A 22,049-nucleotide genomic window follows, 5' to 3' on the forward strand; every position below is an offset into this window, starting at 1 on the left:
CGCTTCGTCGCACGTCACGCCCGGGCGGCGCGTGCGTGGTAAGATACGACAAACTACGGCATGGCGCCGAAACGGCGAAACGGTCGCCAGTGCCTTTGTGCCATCTGTGCCGGCCCTCTGCAAGCAATATTATGTTGACAACTACTTCCCCGCAAGCCGAAACGCTGATCCGCAGTACCAACGCCCGCGTCACCAAGACCCGCGTCAAAGTGCTCGACTTCCTGATGGCGCACAGCCAGTCGCTGACGCACCATGAAATCCAGCAGGCGCTGTCGCAGGACAGCGATATCGATTCCGTCACGCTGTACCGCGTGCTTGAATGGCTGACCGAAAACGAGCTCGTGCATCGCATTGCCGGCGCCGACCAGGTGTGGCGCTTCAGCGCCGGCGCCGGCCACCAGGCGCACGAGCACGCGCATTTCCAGTGCAACAAGTGTGCAACCGTCACCTGCTTCAACGAAGTCAAGCTGCCGCCGCCGGTCGCCTTGCCGGAAGGCTTCAGCGGCGGCGACGTCGACTACCTGATCAAGGGACTCTGCCCACGCTGTAAATAAATTCAGCGCTGGCCCGTTCATGCGGTGTGACACCGGCCACGCAGCGGTCGAGTCCGCGTGTGAGCATCTCGCGCGGCAAATTGCGGCCGATAAACACCATGGTGCTGGCACGCGTTTCGCCTTCGCCCCAGTCAGCCCCCAATTCGCTGCCCATCAGCATATGCACGCCCTGGAACACGGCGCGGCACGGTGCATCGGCAATGTACAGGATGCCTTTGTAACGCATCAGGCTGCTACCGTACAGCTGCACCACGGCGTCGAGAAAATTTTCCACCTGATACAGGTCCAGCGGCTGCGGCTGGTGATAGACAAACGACTGCACCCCGTCGCCGTGGCGGTGCCCCATATCCCCAAGGAAGTCGGGTTCCAGTGCCAGCCGCGCATCGAGATCAAAGCCTTTGACGTCAAGGATATCGCGCAGCGGCACATTGCCAAAACTGACCTTTTGCATGCTGGCGCGGCAGTTGATGGCCAGCAGGCGCTGGCGCAGCGCCGCCAGCGCCTCCTTGCCGACCAGGTCGGTCTTGGACAGCAGCAGCCGGTCTGCATAGCCAACCTGCTCCTGCGCTTCGCGGTGCGCATCGAGCTGCTGCTGGGCGTGGCAGGCGTCGATCACGGTCAGGATGGCATCGAGGCGATACCACGCGCTGACGGACGGTTCGGCAAAGAAAGTCTGCGCCACCGGCCCGGGCGCCGCCAGTCCGGTCGTTTCAATCAGCAGATAGTCAAAGGCGATCTCGCCGGCGCGACGCGCCTGCAGCCGCCCCAGGCTGCGGATCAGGTCGCCGCGCACGCTGCAGCAGATGCAGCCGTTGTTCATCTCGACGATCTGCTCCTCGTCCTGTTGCACCAGCAAGGCCTGGTCGATGCCGGTGGCCGCGTACTCGTTTTCAATCACCGCCATGCGGTAACCATGCTTGCCTTGCAATATGCGCTTGAGCAAGGTGGTCTTGCCGCTGCCGAGAAAGCCGGTAATGATGGTGACCGGTATGCGCTCGTCGGCCAGCGGCGCGCTCATGGCAGCACCGCCAGCTCATTCTCGTCTTCATCGATGCGCTGCCACTGCGGGAAAGGATCGGGCAGCTTGCGCCAGGCGCCCTGCTCCTGCTGCAGTTCCGCCTCGCTCAGCAGGCAGTGCTGCAGCGCCGCTTCGATGGCACGCTGGTCCATTTGCTGGCCGATCAGCACGATCTCCTGGTAGCGGTCGCCATATTGCGCGTGCCAGTTGGCCTTGATATCGGCCAGCGCGGCGCGTTCGGCGGGCCAGCGCTCGCCCGGCACGGCCGCCCACCACATGCCGACCGGTTCGAACTGCATCAACTGGCCGGCGCCGGACAGGCTCGCGACCCACTCGGGGCGGCTGGCCAGCCAGAAATAACCCTTGCTGCGCAGCACGCCAGCGATGGGCTGCGTCAGGTAATCGTACAGCCGCTGCGGATGGAATGGGCTTCTGGCGCGGTAGACAAAGCTGGCGATGTCGTAGGTTTGCGTCTCCGACGTGTGCTCGCCGGCCAGCGCCTGGGCCCAGCCCGGCATGTCGACAGCTTGCTGCAGGTCGAACAGGCCGGTGTCCAGGATGGCATCGAGCGGCACTTGCGATTGATTGGTTTCCAGCACGCGCGCGCCGGGGTTGAGCGCCTGCAACAAGGCGCGCACGCGCGCCAGTTCGGCCGCATCGACCATATCGACCTTGTTGAGCACGATCACATTGGCAAACTCGATCTGTTCGGTCAGCAGGCTGGCCAGTTGCCGGTCGTCGCCCTCGCCTGCCGTCTCGCCGCGCTCGGCCAGGCTGTCTTCGCTGTGAAAGTCGTGCAGCAAATTGGCGCAGTCGACCACGGTCACCATGCAGTCGATGCGGGCCACGTCGTTCAGACTGTCGCCATGTTCGTCCGTGAAGTCGAAGGTGGCCGCGACCGGCATTGGTTCGCCCACGCCGGTCGACTCGATCAGCAGGCAGTCGAAGCGATCTTCGGCTGCCAGCCGGCGCACCTCCTGCAGCAGGTCGTCGCGCAGGGTGCAGCAGATGCAGCCGTTCGACATTTCCACCAGTTTTTCTTCCGTGCGCGACAGCGCCGCACCGGCAGCGGCAGCGCCTTCGCGCACCAGGCTGGCATCGATATTGACTTCGCTCATGTCGTTGACGATTACGGCCACGCGCTTGCCGTTGCGATTGCGCAGTATGTGGTTCAGCAAGGTGGTCTTGCCGGCCCCGAGAAAGCCGGACAGGACGGTGACGGGGAGCTTGCGCTGTTGCTGGTGCATGGAAAATCCTTTCAAGACGACTAAGTATCAAGTTATATGCAACTCGATTGCATTTAATAATTATAATGCAGTACAGTTGCATTTGTCTGGAGAGATTTCTTGCGCTTGCGGCATCGTGCCAGGCAGGTCACACGCGCTGGCAAAAGCAGCGGGATTGCCAATATGGCGGGATGCTTTGCCTTGTATGCGATCAACCTCAGTAAATAAGCTGACTAGATAAGCAGTCATCAAGACGTAGCAAATGGTGGCCATACTGGACTGGCAAAATCCTGCCGGCATGACCACCTTGATGGAGCACACATCATGAAACGCGCTGCTTATCTCCCTGCCCTGCTGCTGGCCATGCTGGCCTCGACACTGGCGGCCTGCCAGTCTTCGCCGCCGCCGACTGCCGCCGAGATCGAGGCGACTGCCACGCAGGCGCGCCAGGCCGGCGACCAGCAGGCCGAGCGGCGCGTGCGCAACTGGGCCGCCAAGGGCATGCCGGTGGCCGAGCGTGAGCTGGCGCTGGTCTACCAGCCGCGTCCCGAGCGGCGCGACGACGCACTGCGCCTGTTCGAGCAGGCGGCGCGCACCGGTGACGCCGAAGCCGCCTTTGAACTGGGCCAGATGCTGCGCCCTGGTGCGCCGGAGCAAGCCTGGTCGTGGTACCGCCTGGCCGCACAGCAACAACACGCCAGGGCCGCCTTGATGATGGGCCTGCTGGCCGCCAATGGCGAAGGCGTCAGCAAGGACGCCACCACGGCCGCGCACTGGCTGGAAGTATCGAGCAAACTGGGCAACCCGCAGGCCATGTTTCTGCTGTATGACGCCTACCGCGAAGGCCGCGGCGTGGAGCAGGACGCGGCCCGCAGCCAGCAGTTGCTGGAAGAAGCGGCGCATCGTCACTATCCGCCTGCTGTCGAGGAACTGGCCATGACGGTGCAAATTGACGACGCCACCCACGCCAGCCATCTGCTCAAGCAAGTCAGCGAGCACCGTCACAATCACTGGAACCGTTTCTAAGCGACCGCTCTGCACCACCGGCTTACTGGCCGAAAGCCCAGTGGCGCGCAGGCGACTTGCTTTTATATACTGACGGCCAGCCTGGTGTGTTGGGCTGTTGCCGCACGCTGCGCTATGATCGCGCAGCAGTTGACAACAGCTGGCAGGCTGGCAGGCGCTTGCCTGCAAAAAAAGCTACACTACTTTTGCTATTTGGAAATTTTTATTCTGGACCAGCCTCGGTGAGTTCCTGCTCAGCCCAGCCAGTGTTTGGATACACGCCAGGCTCGTCCGTTGACCTCCCCCTTACAAGAAAGAGTCCGATGAATAAGCTGACGACAGCCTTTGGCGCCCCGGTACCAGACAATCAGAACATCCAGAGCGCCGGCCCGCGCGGCCCGGCCCTGCTGCAGGACGTCTGGTTCCTGGAGAAACTGGCCCACTTCGACCGCGAAGTCATTCCCGAGCGCCGCATGCACGCCAAGGGTTCGGGCGCCTACGGCACCTTTACCGTCACGCACGACATCACGCGCTACACGCGCGCGAAAATCTTTTCCGAAATCGGCAAGAAAACCGAACTGTTTACCCGTTTCTCGACCGTCGCCGGCGAGCGCGGCGCGGCTGACGCCGAGCGCGATATCCGCGGCTTTGCCATGAAATTCTATACGGAAGAAGGCAACTGGGATCTGGTGGGCAACAATACGCCCGTGTTTTTCCTGCGCGATCCGCTCAAGTTTCCCGACCTGAACCATGCCATCAAGCGCGATCCGCGCAGCGGCCTGCGCAGTGCCAACAGCAACTGGGACTTCTGGACCTCGCTGCCCGAAGCGTTGCACCAGATCACGGTGGTGATGAGCGACCGCGGCCTGCCGCGCAGCTTCCGCCATATGCACGGCTTCGGCAGCCACACCTTCAGCTTCCTGAACGCGCAAAACGAGCGCTTCTGGGTCAAGTTCACCTTCAAGACCCAGCAAGGCATACAGAACCTGACCGACGCCGAAGCGCAGGACCTGGTCGGCCGCGACCGCGAAAGCTCGCACCGCGACCTGTACGAAAGCATCGAAAACAAGGACTTCCCGCGCTGGACCATGTATGTGCAGGTGATGCCCGAAAACCAGGCTGGCAGCTACCATCTCAACCCGTTCGACCTGACCAAGGTGTGGCCACACGGCGACTATCCGCTGATCGAAGTGGGCGTGCTCGAACTGAACCGCAATGCCGACAACCACTTTGCGGAAGTGGAACAGGCCGCCTTCAATCCCGCCAGCGTGGTGCCTGGCATCAGCTTTTCGCCAGACAAGATGTTGCAAGGTCGCCTGTTTTCCTACGGCGATGCGCAGCGCTACCGTCTGGGCGTCAACCACAGCCTGATCCCGGTCAACGCGCCGCGCTGCCCCGTGCACAGCTATCACCGCGACGGCCAGATGCGCACCGACGGCAATATGGGCGGCGCCACGCCGTACGAACCAAACAGCTACCAGGAATGGGTCGAACAGCCGGACTTCCGCGAGCCGCCTTTGAGCCTGGAAGGCGCCGCCGACCACTGGAACCACCGCGTCGACGATGACTATCACTCGCAGCCGCGCGCGCTGTTCCGCCTGATGACGCCGGCCCAGCAGCAGGTACTGTTTGACAACACGGCGCGCGCCATCTCGGGTGCCTCGCAGCTGGTCAAGGACCGCCATATCGCCAACTGCACCGCCTGTGATCCGGCCTATGGTGCCGGTGTTGCCGAAGCGATCGGGCGCTTGAGCAGCTAATCCAATACGCTCAGCACCACAGCGGCGGCACGGCAATCGCGCCGGGCCGCTGCCAGTTCACACAGATCAAACAGTTCACAAGATATCGATCTGGCCCGTCACGCTGGCGATTACGGGAAAGCCTTCCACCAGGCGCGGCACGCGCTGGCGCACGCCGGCATCGTGCACATACAGCATAATGGCCGGCCGGCCGTCGGCATGGCGCCCGAGAGCCACGCCCTCCACGCCATCGATGGCCATCAGGGCGCGCTCGTTGCGTCGCCTTGCCGCCTCCAGGCGGCTGGCCTGGCGCTGCACTTCGCCGGCATCGCCAGCACCAGGTAAATCGGGCAAATACGGCATGGCGGCGTCTTCCTGCACCGCATCAGGTGTATGGATAAATTTACGGTCAGACATGATTTTCTCCTTCCACGGCCATCCCGTGGCGCAAGCTGGTGCGCCCGGCCCCGCCTGCTGCATCATCCGAAGGTGATGACGGGCAGCCCGCTGGACATGCAGAACAGCCCATTCATGATCGTGCAAACGAGGCCGCCGTGCAAGCGCGCCACGTGCGTTCCTTGACACCGGTTGAGCCGTTGCAGTTCAGGTATAGAGCCTGATATCGAGCGCCGTGACCACGCGCCGCATCTGGTTGGCGAATGTGACATTGCCGCCGCCGGCAAACAGCAGTCCGACCGGATTGCGCTGCTGATCCCAGGTCCAGATCGAGGATCCGGAGTCGCCGCCGGCGCTAAAGGGGCCGTTGAGCCCTTCGATGGCAATCTGGTCGCGAAACAGTGCAAGGCGGCCGCCGCCATAATTGACCGTGATGGTGGCGCCCAAACCGGTAATACGGCCCTGGGTCAGCTGCGTGGTACGCCCGGATTTACCGACCAGCATGCCCAGCGTGGGCGTGACCAGCGCATTGCTGATGCGAAAATAGGCAGGCACGCCATTGTTCAGGTAGACCAGTTCGCGCCGCACGCGCTCGGGCCAGGCCCAGCCGGTCGCGCAATCGACATAATTGGTGGCACCGCCAAACGCAATCGGCACAAAACGCTCGAGCGTAGCGACCTGGTCCTGCGGACACTTGCCGCCGTCGACCGGTCCAGGCTGCACGATGCAGTCGCCAAATGCGCCGGCATTGGAGTTGGCCAGCACATGGTTATTGCTGAGGATCATCAGGCGACTGTTGCGCGGTGCGCTACGGCCCACTGCCAGGCAACCGATGCTGCCGGCGGTAATGCGAAAATGGCCGACTGACACGCCGCCGGGCGCCGGGCGCAGCCGGAAACGGTGCGGCTGCGCATCGATCAGCCCAGTCACCACGATCTGCACGGGCACGTCGTCGCTGGCCAGCGCCTGCAATCCCATGCTGCCGATAATGGCGGCCTTGGCCTGGTCGACCGAAGTGGGCTCGGCCACATACAGCGTCAGCGCCGGCAGGCCGGGCTCGCCCGACGAACCGGGGCCGCCCGCGCCCAGGCTGATGGCCACGCCCTGGATATTGCCGCCATCGCTGAAAGCGTCGGCAGAACGCACCCCGACCGACTGCGCCAACGCCGCCTGCATGCCGTCCTCGATGCCGCGCTTGATCTCCAGCAAGCGCATGTCGATGCCGCCCAGCGACTCCGGCACGGCCGACATCGACGCCGCTTCCATCAATTCGCCCGTATCGCCAGGGGCGGCAAACTGGTCGACCGCCTCTTCATCGTCAGCGCTTTGCCCCTGGCCGCTGGCCGCACCGGGCGGCGAGCTGAAACCGTTCTGATCGTTCATCATGGCATGCTCCCTCAAGGTTGATGATGCAAAGGCCAGTGTGGAACGATCAGCGCAGGCGATATTGATCTGCATCGATGTGCGCGCCCTTGCAATGCACCGCCGGGATGCTTGCCTGCTGCAGGTGCCACGCCACTGTTTCTCGCAGGCCACGGTGCAGGTCATGGCTGGGCGCAAAGCCAAGCCAGCGCACCGCCTTGCCGATATCGGCCTGCGAGTGGCGCACATCGCCGGCGCGCGATGCGCCATGCAGCGGCGGCAAGCGCGGCAATTGCGGACAAGCCCCGGCAAGCAGGTCCTGCAGCTGCGCATGCAGTTCAAGCAAGGTGGTGCGTGCATTGAGCGCCACGTTACAAATCCGGCCCAGCGCCTCGGTATTGCCGGTAGTGGCCGCCAGCAAATTGGCCTGCACTGCATTGCTGACATAGCAAAAGTCACGGCTGGTGGCGCCATCGCCGTGGATGGTCACGGGCCGGCCGTCAAGCATGGCGGCCAGCCAGCGCGGGATCACGGCGGCATAATCGCCGTGCGGGTCCTGGCGTGGCCCGAATACATTGAAGTAGCGCAGGCCGATGGTTTCCACGCCAAAGCAGCGCCCGTACACGGCTGCCGTCAGCTCGTTGACATATTTGCTCAGCGCATACGGCGACAAGGGCGCGCCGATCTGCTCTTCTACCTTGGGCAAGCCCGGATGGTCACCGTAGACGGCGCTGGAGGCGGCGTAGACCAGGCGCGCCACGCCTGCCGCGCGGGCAGCGCCCAGCATCTGGACAAAGCCGGTAACGTTGACGTCATGGCACAGTTGCGGCTCGGCCAGCGAGCGCGGCACCGACCCCAGCGCTGCCTGGTGCAGCACGATCCCGACACCTTCGCAGGCGCGCGCACAGGCTTGCGCATCGCGGATATCGGCTTCATGAAACTCGCAGCGCCGCCAGGCCGCCTCGCCCACCGCGGCACGCACCAGGGCCAGGTTAGATTGTTTTCCGGTAGAAAAATTGTCGAGTCCGCGCACCTGCTGGCCCAGCAGCAATAGTGTTTCCAGCAGATGCGAGCCGATAAAACCGGCCGCGCCCGTGACCAGCCAGCGCCGTGGCGCTTGCTGCAGTTGCCGGCATGCCAGAGCATACGCACTGTGCTCGCTCATAAGCGCCAGACATGCAGACCGCCGGCGGCCAGCGCGGCGGCGTCGAAATGCGATTTGATATCAATAAAACAGCCTTGTGTAACCACTTTGGCGCGCAGTTCGTCCAGCGAGCGCGCCAGCAGCGGTCGGTGCGATACGGCGCTGACGATGGCTTCGGCCTGCGGCAACTGCTGCCAGCTTTCCAGTATCAAGCCGTATTCATCGAAGGCTTCGCGCGCGTCGGCTACCGGATCATGCACATGCACCTGCACGCCATAGGACTGCAGCTCGTGGATCATGTCGACCACCTTGGAATTGCGCAGGTCCGGGCAGTCTTCCTTGAAGGTCAGGCCCAGCACATTGACATGCGCGCCCTTGAGCTTGAAACCGGCCCGCACCATTTCCTTGATGGTTTTTTCCGCCACGAACTTGGCCATGCCATCGTTGATGCGGCGCCCGGCCAGGATCACATGCGGATGATAGCCAAGCATTTCTGCCTTGTGCGTCAGATAATAAGGATCGACGCCGATGCAGTGGCCGCCCACCAGCCCGGGCCGGAAAGGCAGAAAATTCCACTTGGTGCCGGCCGCCTGCAGCACTTCGAGCGTATCGATGCCCATGCGGTCGAAGATAATCGCCAGCTCGTTCATCAAGGCAATATTGAGGTCGCGCTGGGTATTTTCTATCACTTTGGCTGCCTCGGCCACCCGGATGCTCGAGGCGCGGTGCACTCCGGCCGGCACTACCGCCTGGTACAGCGCGGCCACCTGCTCGAGCGTGGCCGCATCGTCACCCGAGACCACCTTGCGGATGCTGCCCAGCACGTGTTCCTTGTCGCCAGGATTGATGCGTTCGGGCGAGAAACCCACATGAAAGCCGTCCTTCCAGCGCAGTCCCGAATGTTTTTCAAGCAAGGGAATACAGATATCTTCGGTGGCGCCCGGATACACGGTCGACTCAAACACCACGATGGCGCCGCGTTTGAGTTGCCGGCCAACGGCCGCGCTGGCGCCAGCCAGGGCCGAGAAATCGGGATTGTGCGCGCTGTCGACAGGCGTGGGCACGGCCACGATAATATAGTCGGCCTGGCGCAATTCGGTCGGATCGCAGCCCACGCTCAACCATTGTGCAGCGCGCAGTTGCTCGTAGCTGACTTCTCCCGTGGGGTCTTCGCAGCGCCGGTAGCTTTCGATCTTGCGTTCGGATAAGTCAAAGCCGATCGTGCGCTGTCGCGCGCCAAAGGCTACCGCCAATTGCAGCCCGACATAACCGAGTCCCACCACCGCCACCACGCCGCTGTTCATGGTCTGCTCCCTGTCAGGTCGGCCGTTAGCCGGATTGGCCGATTCTACGGTTGCCGCCAGCGACATCATTGAGCCGGAACAAACAAGCATCACACCGCAAGCCTGTTTGAGCATGATCAAGACGTTGTGACGGCTGCCTTACTACCCTGTAGTGTGCCTTGCCCAAGCCTCTACCGGAGCCATCCATGCATCGTCTATGCCACCGCTGCCTGTTTCTTCTGACGCTGTGCCTGCTACTGCCCGCCCTCGGCGGCTGCCACGGTGCGAAAGGCAGCGCCGATCTGCTGGCCGGCGCCCGCCAGTACCATCAGCAGGGCCAGCCGCGTGCGGCCATTATCGAATTGAAGAACCTGCTGCAACGGGAACCGGCCCATATTCAGGCGCGCCTGTTGCTGGGCACCATCTACAGCGAGACCGGCGAAGCGCTGTCGGCGGAAAAGGAACTGCGCAAAGCCCAGGCTTTGGGTGCGCCAGCGCCGCAAGTGTTGCCGCTGCTGGCCAGAACCTGGCTGATGCTGGGCCAGTTCGAGCAGGTACTCAAGGAGCTGCCTGACGATGCTGACGGCGCCGTGGCGGTGCAGGCCATGCGCGGCGACGCGCTGCTGGCGCTCGGACGCACGGCCGACGCGCGCGCCGTATTTGCCGCATTGCTGGCGCGCCACAATGAACAGCCCGAGGCGCTGCTGGGCCTGGCGCGCATTGCTGCGCTCGAACAGCAACTGCCCAGCGCCGAACTGCTGGTGGAGCAGGCGCTGCGGGTGCAACCGGACAGCCTGGAAGGGCTGCGCCTGCAGGGCGACCTGCAGCGCATGCAGGCGCGCCAGGGCGATGCGCAGCAAAGCTACCGGAAAATCCTCGCCCTTGCCCCCGACAATACCCAGGCCCATATCGACCTGGCCAACCTGGCGCTGCAGGAAAACCGCTTTGACGAAGCGGCTGCGCAACTGGCCAGTGCGCGCAAGACGGCGCCCAACAACCTGGGCGTGCTGCAAACGCAGGCCCTGCTCGACTTTCGCCAGGGCCGGCCCAAGGCCGCATTGGCGGCCTTGCAACTGGTGCTCAAGGCGGCGCCCGAGCATATGCCGGCGCTGCTGCTGAGCGGCGCGGTGCAACTGGCGCTCGGTTCGCCGCAACTGGCGGAAAATGCGCTGCAACCTTTCCTGGCCGCCCATCCGTCCCACCTGTACGCCAACAAGATGATGGCCTCGATTCTGCTGCTGCGCGGCAAGAACGATGCGGCCATCGAACTGCTGCTGCCGCTACTGCAGGCCGCGCCCGACGACGTCGAGCTGCTGTCGCTGGCCGGCGAAGCCCATCTGCGTGCGCGCCGCTACGCCGTGGCCGGCAGCTACTTTGAAAAGGCCAGCGCCCTGACGCCCGACACGCCAAGACTCCACGCCGCGCTCGGCATCAGCCGCCTTGGGCTGGGCGAGACGGCGCGCGCTGTCAACGAACTTGAACGGGCAAGCGTACTGGACAACAAAACGCCGCAGACCGGCACCATGCTGGTGATGACCTTGCTGCGCAACAAGGACAACGCCAGGGCGCTGGCCGCGGTGCAGGCCATGGAGCAGCAGCACAGTGCCAATCCCTTGCTGCACAACTTGAAAGGCGGTGTCTACCTGGCGCTGCACGACGTGCGCGCGGCGCGCGCCAGTTTCGAGCAGGCACTGCGCCTGGACGCCGTCTACCTGCCCGCGTTGACCAACCTGGCCACGCTCGACCAGGCCGAAAACCAGCCGCAACAGGCGCAGCGCCGCTACCTGGCGGCGCTGGCAAAGTCGCCGAAGAATGCGCAACTGCAGGCCGCGCTGGCCAGGCTGGCCGCTGCGCAAGGGCAAGTCGTCGAAGCGCAACGCTGGCTGGAGTTGGCGTACAAGGAACATCCCGATGAGGTAGCGCCGGCCAGCCTGCTGTGCAATTTCTATCTGCAAACCGGCGCGCCGGACAAGGCGCTGGCGCTGGTGCGCAGCCTGCAAAGCGGTCATCCGGATAATCCCGAAGCGCTGGCCCTGCGCGCCCAGGTCGAGTACAGCGCCGGCCTGGCCAGGGAGGCGCTCGACAGCTATGCGCGCCTGGCTACCGTGCAGACCGGCTCGGCTCCCTTACAGATGCGTATTTCCAGCCTGCACCTGGCGCTCGATGACCACCAGGGCGCCTTGCAGGCGGCTCGGCGCGCGCTGGCGCTCGACCCGTCCCTGCTCGAAGCACAGGTGGTGGAAGTGGCCATGCAGTTGGCGCTCAAGCGCCCGCGCGAAGCGCTGGCTGCTGCGCGCCGCGTGCAACAGCAGCAGCCGCGCCTGGCCGCCGGCTACAAGCTCGAGGGCGATGTGCTGCTGGCGCAAAAGCAGCCACACGAGGCGCTGGCCCTGTACGAGCGGGCGTTCCAGCTCGACAAGGTCGGCCCGCTGCAAGTGCAGGTCTACCGCGCGCTGCTGGCCGCCGGCCAGGAACGCCAGGCCGACAGCCGCATTGAAGCCTGGCTCAAGGCGAATCCGGGTGACCTGGCAACGCGCCTCTATCTGGCTGGCAGCAAGCTGGCCAGCGGCCAGTACCGGCCGGCAATCGTCCACTATGAATATATCGTGGCAAAACAACCTGACAACGTGGTCGCCCTCAATGACCTGGCCTGGGCGTATCTGCAGGCAGGCGATGGCCGTGCGCTCGACACGGCCGAGCGCGCCCGGCAACTGGCCCCAGGCAACCCTGCCGTGCTCGACACCGTCGGCTGGATCGCCCTGCAGCAAGGCGACAGTGCGCGCGCGCTGGCGCTGTTGCAAAAAGCTGCCGGGCTGGCGCCGGCTTCGCCCGAGATCGCCTACCATCTGGGCGCCGCCCTGCTCAAGGCTGGCGACAAAGCGGCGGCGCGGCGGCAACTGGAGCAGTCGCTGGCCGGCAGCCAGCCGTTTGCCCAGCGCGTCGAAGCCCAAGCCATGCTGAGCAGCCTGTAGACCATGGTCACGCTGGCGGCGCGCCTGCTGGCTGTCCTGGCGGCACTGGCCCTGGCGACAACGCTGCGCTTTTATCCCTTCGGCCATGGCTGGCCCGGCATGCTGCTGGCCGTCTTGCTGCCAGCGTGCCTGCTGTGGCTATGGCGACAACCGGCGGCCTGGCTGTTTTACCTGCCCTGCCTGCTGCCGGTACTCGATATCGCGCCCTGGACCGGCTGGTTCTTTATCGAAGAGACCGACCTGCTGCTGATGCAAACTGTTGCCTGCAGCTACGCCCGCTGGCCACACCGGACTGTACCGTTGCCTGCCAGCGGCGCGCACCATCAAACAGCCCAACCAGCCCAACCAGCTCAGCTCAGCCAACCAAGCCAACTGGCCGGCAGGCTTGTCCCGGCAGCGCGCGTATGCCTGTGGCTGCTCACGCTGGCCTGGCTGGCAGCCATGCTGCGCGGCCTGCTGCCGCTGGCCTGGCCCGCCACTGGCGAATCTGGCTGGCATAATTATCTGTCGTCCTATCTGAGTCCGCTAAACAGCCTGCGGCTGGGCAAGGCGTGGTGCTGGGCCCTGCTGCTGTTGCCACTGCTGCGGCGCGATGCCAACCCTGACAATCTGCGCCGCCTGGCATTGCCGGGCCTACTGTGCGGCCTGGCGCTGGTGTCGCTGTGCGCGCTGTGGGAGCGGGCCGTGTTTCCCGGCTTGAGCAACCTGTCCAGCGACTACCGCATTACGGCGCCGTTTTCCGCCATGCATACGGGCGGCGCCGCGCTGGACGGCTATCTGGCGCTGGCCTTGCCGTTTGCGGTGCTGTGGCTGGCAAGGGCACACTCGCCCTGGCGCATGGGGGCGGCACTGGTGCTGCTGGCACTGGCGCTGCACGCAGCGTTGGTCACGTTTTCACGCGGATTGTATGCCGCGCTGGTGGTTGCCGGCGCCGTAGCGCTGATTTGCCTGCTGCGCTCCCAGAGTGCGAAGCGTCCGTCCGTGCGCTATCTGGTGCCAGGCCTGCTGCTGATGGCGGCCTGTGTGCTATTGCTGACGCTGGTGTTTGGCACGGCAGGCTACCGTGGCCTGGCTGCCGCCCTGTTGCTGCTGTCCGGCGCCTTTCTTCTATCTACCCAGCCGTTGCCATGGCGCCTGTTGCCAGCGGGCGCAGTATGCGCTGTTGCATTGCAACTGGCGTTCGCCATTTTGTGGCCGGTGCAGGATGGCGGCCCCGGCATTTTGAAAGCCCCTTATTTTCTGATGATGCTGTCGTGCCTGCTATTGATCGGCGCCTTGTGGCGCGCCCATGTCCATGGAACCAGCAACAGCAGCGCTCGCCAAAGTGCACTGTGCGTGGCCGTGATGGCCTGGACCACCATGGCTTGCAATACCGCCTGGATATGCTGGCACTGGGCCGGTGCCGGCGCGCTGCCCATGGCGGCGCTGGTGATCGTTGCCGCAGGCGCGCTGCTGGCACACGCTGCCATGCGCCAGCCGTTGTGGCGGCTGGGACGCACCAGCGTCGGCACGGCGGGCGCCGCGGCAATGCTGTGCCTGCTGGCCATTCCCGTTTCAGCCAGCTATTACGCGGGCGAACGGCTGACCAGCACTGCTGGCGACTGGCAGGGCCGCTTGCGCCACTGGCGGCAGGCACTGTCCATGTTTCAGGGCAACAGCACCGGGGGCGCCAGCGCCGCCAACATACTGTTCGGCATGGGGGTCGGCACCTTTCCCGCCACCTATTTCTGGCATAACCGCCTGGACGAAACGCCGGCGCGCCTCAACTATGCCGAGGAAAACGGCGAACGCTATCTGCGTCTGTCCAGCCCCGCGTACCGGGCCGGTTACGGCGAGCTGCTGCGCCTGCTGCAGCGGGTCGAGCTTGAACCCGACACGCCTTACACGCTGTCGCTGTCGGTACGCCGACATGGTGCCTTGCCAGTATTGCAAATGCGCCTGTGCCAGCGGCAACTGCTGTACGCACAGCAATGCGTGGGCGTGCCGCTGCGTCTGTCGGCCGCCACGCTGCCGCCGTCCTGGCAACGCTACAGTGTGACGCTCGACAGCGCCTGGCTCGGGCGCGGCCATGGCCTGCTGCGCGCGCCGGTGCAGCTGGAACTGGCGGTCAGCAGCGGCCGGCAACCGGCGCTGATCGATGTCGACAAGCTGAGCCTGCGCGACCCCGACGGACGCGAACTGCTGGCCAACGGCGATTTTTCAGCCGGCCATAATTACTGGTTTTTCAGCAGCGACCATCACCACCTGCCGTGGCATATCAAGAACATCTGGCTGCACCTGCTGATCGAATCGGGTCTGTGCAGCGTGCTGGCAATGGCCAGCCTGCTGGTGGTGGCTGGCCGGCAATTGTGGCGCAATGTCGCCGTACCGGCCCGGCAGGCTGGCGCCACGGCCACGCTGGCGGCGCTGTGCGGCTTCCTGATGGTGGGCGTATTCGACAGCCTGCTTGACGTGCCCCGGCTGGCGCTGCTGTTTTATCTGATGTTGCTGTGCACGCTGCAGCAGTATCAGTTGCGTCCCTGTACCAACCGGCAGGTAATGCCGGCTTCATCCGATATAGGGAAAAAGAAGGGATAGAAGGAACGCTCGCCGCCATGCTGCTCCATCATGCCGCCGTATTGGCGGATCCGTTCGCCCATATAGGCCAGGTCCAGCCGCAGCAGCACCGCCGGCGCACCCACGCGCGTGCATTCGCGCTCGCCGCCAAAGTCGCGAAAACCCAGCATGCGCTTGTAGAACACCACATGGCGCGGATTGACTTCGATTACATAGTCGGTGTAGCCATGGATATTGTGGGCATAGATGTAGGAAATATGGATCAGCGCCGCAAACACGCGTTTGCTGACGCCCTTGTCGATGGCCAGGCGCGACGGCTCGCACAAACGCCGGCCCTGGGCACGCAGCAGATCGAGTTTATCGCGGAAATTTTCATCGGCAGGCAAGCCTGTCTCGTCGTTGTCCAGGCACAGCGTCATGGTGCCGACGGTGGTGCCGGCCGTTTCGGCAAACAGCGTGATCTTGTTCATGGCATGTTGTATGCCGGGGTCGACGGCGTAGCCGCGCCAGCCATACATCTTGCGGATCAGCAAGCTGGCCGACTCGCGCCGGCCGCGCGAGTCGGCCATGCGGATATGAAAGCGCTGCAGGTCGATTTCATGCTCCATGGCAGGATCGAGCTTGCCTTCGCCGACTACCATATCGCTCAATGCAGCAGTGTCAGAAGTTATATCAAAAGAAATAATGGGTTCATCCGTAAACATCATTTTGTCCTTATGGTCACTGGCCGCCTACCCGCTAGACAGACTGAAGCCAATGCCTTGTGACAAGCCGCCAACTGAAGAAGTTCCCCATCAAGAGCAAAAAAACAGAAGATATTACTTACTTAAAAGGAAATTGACGCCATAAATTTGCTTATTTTTACTATCATTCAAATAAGCTGCGCCAGCGCAGCATCGGCTAAAAGAAGCTTTCCGGTATCAGCAGCACATCGCCAGGGCGCATGGTGACATTGGCCGAGATATCGCCGTCCTTGAGCAGATCGTCGAGCCGCACGCGCAACTGCTGCTGGCTGCCCTCGCGCACGCGGATAATGCTGGCCTTGTTGCCGGCGGCAAAATCGGTCACGCCGCCCACGGCAATAAGCACATCCATCAGCGACATGCCCTGCCGATACGGCAACGCCTGTGGCCTCGCCGCCGCACCGATGACACGGATCTGCTCGGCATACGGACCGACAAAGCCGGTCACGATCACCGTCACCACCGGCTGTTGGATATATTTGCCCAGCGCCTGTTCGATATCGCGCGCCAGCTGGGTCGAAGTCTTGCCGCTGGCCTGCAGGTCTTCCACCAGCGGCGTGGTGATCTTGCCGTCGGGACGCACCGCCACCGTCAGCGAGACATCGGGATTGCGCCAGACCAGGATATTGACGGCGTCGCCCGGCCCGATCAGATAATCGTGCAACGGCGCCGGCTCCTCGGCCGGCGCCAGCGCATACGGCGTGCGGCAGCCCGCCAGGCTGGCCAGCACGAGCAGGCATCCGGCCAGCATTGTCCCAATTTTTTTCCCCACAGCAGTTCCCGGCATGCCGGCCTCCCTGAACAGAATCATTGCGCTGGCCGCAAGCTGGGCCGCAAGTTTCCCATGATCGTAAAACACGCCAAGTGTTTCTTGAGGCGCATCAACAAGCAGGCATCTTGCACAAATTTGCGTACAGCCCGCCCTATACTTTGCTGACACTTTGCTAGCTCCGGCATGCTCTGACAGGAAGGCGCAATATGGAAGATCTGATACGGCAAGTGCTGTCGAGCCTGAAAGGCATCTGGAAATACCGCTGGCACGCCGTCGTCGTGGCCTGGCTCGTCGCTGTGGTTGGCTTTATCAAGGTCATCACCTTGCCCGATGAATACCAGACCTCGGCGCGCGTGTTTGTCGATACGCAAACCATCTTGAAGCCTTTGCTGGCGGGCATGACCAGCGTACCCAATACCGAGCAGCAGGTTGCCATCATGAGCCGCACGCTGCTGAGCCGGCCCAATGTCGAGCGCGTGATGCGCATGGTCGACCTCGACCTCGGTACCCGCACCGTGCGCGAGCACGAAACCGAGCTCGACGAACTGATGCGCCGCATCAAGATCAGCGGCACCAGCGCCTACGATATCTATACCATCAGCTATACCGGAGGCCAGCCGAAAATGGCGCGCGACGTGGTGCAAAGCCTGCTGACCATTTTTGTCGAAGGCAGCTTCCAGGGCAAGAAAGGCGATACCGAAAAAGCCGTGCAGTTTATTGACGAGCAGATCAAGAATTACGAAGACAAGCTCAGTGCGGCGGAAAACCTGCTGAAAGAGTTCAAGATCCGCAACAATATGCTGCTGCCGCGCCAGGGCATCGACTATGGCAGCCAGTTGCTGATGATGTCCGACAGCCTCAACAATGCCAAGCTGGAATTGCTGGAAGCGGAGCAATCGCGACGCGCCATCGCAGCCCAGATCGAAGGCGACGAGCCGGTGCTCGACCTCGAACCAAGCGCGGCTGCCATCAGCAACCCGGAACTCGACGAGCGTATTGCCACCATCAACAAGAACCTCGACAGCCTGCGCCTGCAATACACGGAATTGCATCCCGATATCGTGGCCTCGAAGCGCCTGATCACCCAGCTTGAAGAGCGCAAGGTGGCCGATAGCAAGCTGCGCGCCGCCTCAGGCGACCCGGGCAGGAACTACAGCCCGATGCTGCAGCAGCTCAAAGTTGCCTTGACCGAGGCCGACGCGCGCGTGGCCGCCATCAAGGCGCGCGTGGCTGAATTCCAGGTGCGCAACGAGCGCCTGCTGGCCCACAGCAACGCCGTGCCCGAGATCGAATCGCAACTGGCCCAGCTCAATCGCGACTACGTGATTAACAAGGAAAACTATGAAAAGCTGATCGGCCGGCGCGAAGCGGCCAAGCTGTCGGGCGAACTCAGTTCCACCACCGACATGATGGCCTTCAAGATTATCGATCCGCCCACCGTGCCGTTGACGCCGGTCGGCCCCAACCGTCCGCTGCTGTTCAGCGCGGCGCTGGCCGCAGCGCTGGGTGCCGGCGTGGCCGCAGCGCTGCTGGTAAGCCAGATCCGTCCGACCTTTCTCAGCCCGGGCGAACTGCGCGACGCTACCGGCCTGGCGGTGCTGGGCACGGTGGCCATGAACTGGACCGCGCAACAGCAGGTGCGCCGCCGGCGCGACCGCTACGGCTTCGGCTTGTGCCTGGGCAGCCTGGCGCTGCTGTACGGCGGCGTGCTGGGCGCGGCCCTGTTCAAATTCTAACCACGGGAGCACGGCATGGCACAGGACAGCCAGGGCGCAGGCAACCCTTCCCCCCATCCCTTGGGCGTGGCCGAGGCGGCTCAGCCGTATAGCGTGGAGGCCGGCGCCGGCAGCGAGGCCGACAGCACTTCGCCGCACTATCGCCAGCTCAACCTGGCCAGGCTGCAGACGCAAGGCATGGTGGTGCATGACGGCGGGCGCACCTCCGTGGCCGAGGATTTTCGCATTATCAAACGGCCCCTGCTGCGCAATGCGCGCGCCAGCGGCGCCGAGGCCATCCGTCATGGCAACCTGATCGTTGTCACCAGCGCCCTGCCCGGTGAAGGCAAGACCTACTGCGCCGTCAACCTGGCCATGAGCATCGCCATGGAGATGGACATGACGGTGCTGCTGGTCGACGCCGATGTGGCGCGGCCATCGGTGCTCAAGGTGCTGGGCCTGCCGCCCGAACCGGGGCTGATGGATGTGCTGCTCGACGAACAGGTGGCCATGTCGGATGTGATCCTGAAAACCAATATCCCGGCACTGAGCATTTTGCCGGCCGGGCGCAGCAACCGGCACGCCACCGAACTGCTGGCCAGCCGCGCCATGAGCCGGCTGCTTAGTGAAATTGCCAGCCGCTACGCCGACCGCATCGTCGTGTTCGACTCGCCGCCGCTGTTAATTACCAGCGAAGCGCATGCGCTGGTAGGGCAAATGGGACAAGTGGTAATGGTGGTCGAAGCCGAAACCACCACCCAGCACGCGGTCAAGGAAGCGCTGCGCCAGATCGAAGCTTGCGAACACATCCACCTGATCTACAACAAAACGCGCGCCTTTCCCGGCAACGACTACTATGGTTACGGCGATTACGACTAGCCAGCGCACCCCTTTTTGCCGGGGCTGCTGGTGGCCCTGGTTGCCGCTGCTGATATTGCCGGCGCCGGCCTGCGCACTGGAATGGCTGGTGCAGCCCTCGCTGCGCCTGCGTGAAAGCTATACCGACAATGCCTTGCTGGCCCCGTCCGGCCAGCAGCAATCCGATTTCATTACTGAAATTGCCCCCGGCCTCGCCTTGCTGGGCAACGGGCCGCGCCTGCAGGTGCACCTGGACGCCAGCTGGCGCAAACTCGTGTCGCAGCGCAGCGCCGACAGCAGCCGCCAGCAGTTGCAAGGGGCCGGCCATGCCGACCTGATCGGCGATTGGCTGCAGCTCGATGCGCGCGCCAGCATCAGCCAGCACAGCATCTCGCCGTTTGGCGCGCCGGCCATTGGCGACCTGCCATCGTCGGCCAATCACAGCACGGTGCGCGTCGCCAGTATCAGCCCGGTGCTGCGCCATGCCTTTCGGGCGCTCGGTACAGCCGAACTGCGCTATACGCGCAGCCAGGTCAGCAGCGACGACGCGCTGCTGTCCAGCCATGGCGACGAACTGGCGCTGCAACTGGCGGGTGCACCGCGCGGAGGCGGCTGGAACTGGAACGCCGGCTATGAAGTGCGCCGCACGCAGGACAGCCGGCTGGCCGCGCAGAGCATGGAACGCGCCAGCGCCGGGCTGCGCTACCCGTTCAACCGCAGCTGGGCCGGCACCGCCAGCGCCGGCACGGAAAAGGAAAGCTATGAAAGCGGCAGCGGCAGCCATCCGCGCGGACGCTTCTGGTCGGTAGGCGCAGTCTGGACGCCTTCCGCGCGCACCAGCGTGGCGCTCAGCACCGGCCGGCGTTTCTTCGGGCGCACCTACAGCCTCGACGCTCGCCTGCTGCAACGCCATACCAATTGGTCGCTGCAGTACAGCGAAGACATCACCACCATGCCGGCGCAGTTTCTACGCCTGGGCAACCGCGACGCCGCCAGCCTGCTCGACCAGCTGTGGCGCGGCGCCTACCCCGATGCGCAGGAGCGGCGCCTGCGCATCGACGCCTTTTTGCGCGACGCCGGCAGTCTCGGTGGCGAGCTGGGCGCGCTCAATTATTTCAGCCGCCGCTATTTCCTGCAAAAGCAGCTGAGCCTGAACATGGCGCGCGCCACGCCGAAAACCACCTGGCTGGCCAGCTTGCACGCCACCGACCGCACGGCCCAGACCGCCAGCGGGGTCGACAGCGGCATATTGCCCGATATCGATCTGGCCAGCCTTGAGCGCACGCGCCAGCTCGGCGCCAATAGCAGCTGGCAATGGCGCGCCTCGCCGCGCGACAGCCTGCGCCTCGACGCCGGCTACGCCAGCGTCCGTTCGCTGAGCGCACTGCGGCGCGACGATAACCTCACTTTGACCGCGGGCTTTAACCGCGTGGTGCAAAAAAACATGACGGCGTCGATCGACGTGCGCCACACGCGCCACCACAGCAACCGTGGCGGCAGTTTTCGTGAAAACGGCATGGTGGCCACCTTGACCATGCAATTTTAGGAGCGAATATGCAACAGGACAACGCCGCCAGCCCTCGCCCACACCTGCTGTGCGTGGTCGCAGCCAGGCCCAACCTGATGAAAATGGCGCCACTGCTGGCCGCTTTTGCCTGCAGCGCGCCGCAAGTGCGTATCAGCCTGGTCCATACCGGCCAGCATTATGACGTGGCCATGGACGCGCAGCTATTTGCCGAGCTGGGCCTGCGCGCGCCCGATATCAACCTTGGCGTCGGCTCGGCCAGCCATGCGCGCCAGACGGCCGAGATCATGCTGCGCTTCGAGCCGGTGATGCGCGAGCTGCAGCCGACGGCAGTGCTGGTGGTGGGCGACGTCAACTCCACCCTGGCCTGCGCGCTGGTGGCAGCCAAGCTGGCCGTGCCGGTTATCCATGTCGAGGCCGGGCTGCGCAGCGGCGAGCGCGACATGCCCGAGGAAATCAACCGCGTGCTGACCGACCAGTTATCCAGCCTGCTGTTTACCAGCGAAGCGGGCGCGGCCGACAATTTGCTGCGCGAAGGCATCGCTGCCGAACGCATCCATTTTGCCGGCAATGTCATGATCGACGCGCTGTTGCAGCAACTGCCCAGGGCCGTGCCGCCAGCACAGACCTTGCGCACCCATGGCCACGACTGCCCACCCGCTTTTGCCTTGCTGACCCTGCACCGCGCCAGCAATGTCGACGATCCGCTGCGCCTGGCTGCCCTGCTGCGTACCATGGCCACGCTGTCGCGCCAGTTGCCGCTGCTGTTTGCCATCCATCCGCGCACGCTGGCCGCGCTGCAGCGCGCCCGGCTGGCGCCCTTATTGGCGGACGCGGCCATCGTGCCGCTGCCGCCGCTGGGCTACCTGGAAATGCTGGGCCTGATGCAGGCGGCGCGCCTGGTGCTGACCGACTCGGGCGGGGTGCAGGAGGAAACCACGGTACTGGGTGTACCCTGCCTGACCCTGCGCGAGGCCACCGAACGCCCGGTGACGGTGACGACCGGCAGCAATACCCTGGCCGGCACCGAGCCGGAGACCATCCTGGCGCTGGCGCGCGCACAACTGGCTACCGGCGGCAAGCCCGGCGGCCGGCCGCAATACTGGGACGGCCACGCCGCCGGGCGCATGGTGTCCATCTGCGCCGGCTGGCTGGCGCAGCAGGCAGGACCAGGCGGCTGA

The 22,049-nt window shown here is 64.1% G+C and carries 17 protein-coding genes; 9 read left to right on the forward strand and 8 right to left on the reverse strand.

Annotated elements, in window-relative coordinates; genetic code table 11:
• Positions 1–131 precede the first annotated feature (131 nt).
• Positions 132–554 carry a Fur family transcriptional regulator gene (locus GCM43_RS17165; protein ID WP_152246478.1) on the forward strand — a complete coding sequence of 141 codons (423 nt, stop codon included), beginning with the start codon at positions 132–134 and terminating at the stop codon, positions 552–554.
• Here GCM43_RS17165 and GCM43_RS17170 read toward each other — a convergent pair.
• Both GCM43_RS17170 and zigA read right to left on the reverse strand, forming a co-directional pair.
• Entirely contained in the window at positions 526–1,572 is a 1,047-nt protein-coding gene (locus tag GCM43_RS17170) for a CobW family GTP-binding protein (RefSeq protein WP_152246480.1), read from the reverse strand. The genes GCM43_RS17165 and GCM43_RS17170 overlap by 29 nt on opposite strands.
• Complete coding sequence (zigA, locus tag GCM43_RS17175) at positions 1,569–2,819, reverse strand: zinc metallochaperone GTPase ZigA (RefSeq protein WP_152246482.1); 1,251 nt, start codon at positions 2,817–2,819, stop codon at positions 1,569–1,571. The genes GCM43_RS17170 and zigA overlap by 4 nt, the downstream gene beginning before the upstream one ends.
• Before the next feature lie 303 nt (positions 2,820–3,122).
• Between zigA and GCM43_RS17180 the strand changes: the two genes are divergently transcribed.
• Positions 3,123–3,824 carry a tetratricopeptide repeat protein gene (locus GCM43_RS17180; RefSeq protein ID WP_152246484.1) on the forward strand — a complete coding sequence of 234 codons (702 nt, stop codon included), beginning with the start codon at positions 3,123–3,125 and terminating at the stop codon, positions 3,822–3,824.
• 302 nt (positions 3,825–4,126) lie between these two features.
• Entirely contained in the window at positions 4,127–5,563 is a 1,437-nt protein-coding gene (locus GCM43_RS17185; protein WP_152246486.1) for a catalase, read from the forward strand.
• A 75-nt stretch (positions 5,564–5,638) separates the two neighbouring features.
• Here the strand turns inward: GCM43_RS17185 and GCM43_RS17190 are convergent, their stop codons facing one another.
• The 4 genes from GCM43_RS17190 to GCM43_RS17205 all read right to left on the reverse strand — a co-directional run bounded on the left by GCM43_RS17190 (position 5,639) and on the right by GCM43_RS17205 (position 9,748).
• Entirely contained in the window at positions 5,639–5,959 is a 321-nt protein-coding gene (locus GCM43_RS17190; protein WP_152246488.1) for a hypothetical protein, read from the reverse strand.
• A 186-nt stretch (positions 5,960–6,145) separates the two neighbouring features.
• Complete coding sequence (locus GCM43_RS17195) at positions 6,146–7,324, reverse strand: chymotrypsin family serine protease (RefSeq protein WP_152246490.1); 1,179 nt, start codon at positions 7,322–7,324, stop codon at positions 6,146–6,148.
• Positions 7,325–7,370: 46 nt separating this feature from the next.
• Complete coding sequence (locus tag GCM43_RS17200; RefSeq protein ID WP_152246492.1) at positions 7,371–8,465, reverse strand: NAD-dependent epimerase/dehydratase family protein; 1,095 nt, start codon at positions 8,463–8,465, stop codon at positions 7,371–7,373.
• Positions 8,462–9,748, reverse strand: coding sequence for a nucleotide sugar dehydrogenase (locus GCM43_RS17205; protein WP_152246494.1), 1,287 nt, complete (start codon positions 9,746–9,748; stop codon positions 8,462–8,464). Before GCM43_RS17205 ends, GCM43_RS17200 begins: the two co-directional genes overlap by 4 nt.
• Before the next feature lie 185 nt (positions 9,749–9,933).
• On the opposite strand from GCM43_RS17205, the gene prsT reads away from it, so the two are divergent.
• Positions 9,934–12,699, forward strand: coding sequence for an XrtA/PEP-CTERM system TPR-repeat protein PrsT (gene prsT, locus GCM43_RS17210; RefSeq protein ID WP_152246496.1), 2,766 nt, complete (start codon positions 9,934–9,936; stop codon positions 12,697–12,699).
• 3 nt (positions 12,700–12,702) lie between these two features.
• Positions 12,703–15,276 carry a hypothetical protein gene (locus GCM43_RS17215; protein ID WP_152246498.1) on the forward strand — a complete coding sequence of 858 codons (2,574 nt, stop codon included), beginning with the start codon at positions 12,703–12,705 and terminating at the stop codon, positions 15,274–15,276.
• Here the strand turns inward: GCM43_RS17215 and GCM43_RS17220 are convergent.
• Entirely contained in the window at positions 15,207–15,896 is a 690-nt protein-coding gene (locus GCM43_RS17220) for an N-acyl amino acid synthase FeeM domain-containing protein (RefSeq protein ID WP_226929532.1), read from the reverse strand. The genes GCM43_RS17215 and GCM43_RS17220 overlap by 70 nt on opposite strands.
• A gap of 259 nt (positions 15,897–16,155) precedes the next feature.
• Positions 16,156–16,785 (reverse strand): XrtA/PEP-CTERM system exopolysaccharide export protein, encoded by a 630-nt coding sequence (locus GCM43_RS17225; RefSeq protein ID WP_152246502.1) that lies wholly within the window; start codon positions 16,783–16,785, stop codon positions 16,156–16,158.
• A gap of 191 nt (positions 16,786–16,976) precedes the next feature.
• Between GCM43_RS17225 and GCM43_RS17230 the strand changes: the two genes are divergently transcribed.
• The 4 genes from GCM43_RS17230 to wecB are packed head-to-tail and all read left to right on the forward strand — an operon-like array spanning position 16,977 to position 22,049.
• Positions 16,977–18,506, forward strand: coding sequence for an XrtA system polysaccharide chain length determinant (locus GCM43_RS17230; protein WP_152246504.1), 1,530 nt, complete (start codon positions 16,977–16,979; stop codon positions 18,504–18,506).
• 15 nt (positions 18,507–18,521) lie between these two features.
• Positions 18,522–19,364, forward strand: a complete 843-nt coding sequence (locus GCM43_RS17235; RefSeq protein WP_152246506.1) for an XrtA-associated tyrosine autokinase — start codon at positions 18,522–18,524, stop codon at positions 19,362–19,364.
• A gap of 40 nt (positions 19,365–19,404) precedes the next feature.
• Positions 19,405–20,889, forward strand: coding sequence for a TIGR03016 family PEP-CTERM system-associated outer membrane protein (locus tag GCM43_RS17240; RefSeq protein ID WP_193315656.1), 1,485 nt, complete (start codon positions 19,405–19,407; stop codon positions 20,887–20,889).
• An 8-nt stretch (positions 20,890–20,897) separates the two neighbouring features.
• Complete coding sequence (gene wecB / locus GCM43_RS17245; protein WP_152246510.1) at positions 20,898–22,049, forward strand: non-hydrolyzing UDP-N-acetylglucosamine 2-epimerase; 1,152 nt, start codon at positions 20,898–20,900, stop codon at positions 22,047–22,049.

This window comes from Janthinobacterium aquaticum, from assembly GCF_009208565.1.
In the GTDB taxonomy this organism is placed as follows: domain Bacteria; phylum Pseudomonadota; class Gammaproteobacteria; order Burkholderiales; family Burkholderiaceae_D; genus Janthinobacterium.

Bases quoted from the DNA above. Each gene is read 5' to 3' on its own strand.
- GCM43_RS17165 (WP_152246478.1), top strand. From the start codon at position 132: ATGTTGACAACTACTTCCCCGCAAGCCGAAACGCTGATCCGCAGTACC.
- GCM43_RS17170 (WP_152246480.1), bottom strand. From the start codon at position 1,572: ATGAGCGCGCCGCTGGCCGACGAGCGCATACCGGTCACCATCATTACC.
- zigA (WP_152246482.1), bottom strand. From the start codon at position 2,819: ATGCACCAGCAACAGCGCAAGCTCCCCGTCACCGTCCTGTCCGGCTTT.
- GCM43_RS17180 (WP_152246484.1), top strand. From the start codon at position 3,123: ATGAAACGCGCTGCTTATCTCCCTGCCCTGCTGCTGGCCATGCTGGCC.
- GCM43_RS17185 (WP_152246486.1), top strand. From the start codon at position 4,127: ATGAATAAGCTGACGACAGCCTTTGGCGCCCCGGTACCAGACAATCAG.
- GCM43_RS17190 (WP_152246488.1), bottom strand. From the start codon at position 5,959: ATGTCTGACCGTAAATTTATCCATACACCTGATGCGGTGCAGGAAGAC.
- GCM43_RS17195 (WP_152246490.1), bottom strand. From the start codon at position 7,324: ATGATGAACGATCAGAACGGTTTCAGCTCGCCGCCCGGTGCGGCCAGC.
- GCM43_RS17200 (WP_152246492.1), bottom strand. From the start codon at position 8,465: ATGAGCGAGCACAGTGCGTATGCTCTGGCATGCCGGCAACTGCAGCAA.
- GCM43_RS17205 (WP_152246494.1), bottom strand. From the start codon at position 9,748: ATGAACAGCGGCGTGGTGGCGGTGGTGGGACTCGGTTATGTCGGGCTG.
- prsT (WP_152246496.1), top strand. From the start codon at position 9,934: ATGCATCGTCTATGCCACCGCTGCCTGTTTCTTCTGACGCTGTGCCTG.
- GCM43_RS17215 (WP_152246498.1), top strand. From the start codon at position 12,703: ATGGTCACGCTGGCGGCGCGCCTGCTGGCTGTCCTGGCGGCACTGGCC.
- GCM43_RS17220 (WP_226929532.1), bottom strand. From the start codon at position 15,896: ATGGTAGTCGGCGAAGGCAAGCTCGATCCTGCCATGGAGCATGAAATC.
- GCM43_RS17225 (WP_152246502.1), bottom strand. From the start codon at position 16,785: ATGCCGGGAACTGCTGTGGGGAAAAAAATTGGGACAATGCTGGCCGGA.
- GCM43_RS17230 (WP_152246504.1), top strand. From the start codon at position 16,977: ATGGAAGATCTGATACGGCAAGTGCTGTCGAGCCTGAAAGGCATCTGG.
- GCM43_RS17235 (WP_152246506.1), top strand. From the start codon at position 18,522: ATGGCACAGGACAGCCAGGGCGCAGGCAACCCTTCCCCCCATCCCTTG.
- wecB (WP_152246510.1), top strand. From the start codon at position 20,898: ATGCAACAGGACAACGCCGCCAGCCCTCGCCCACACCTGCTGTGCGTG.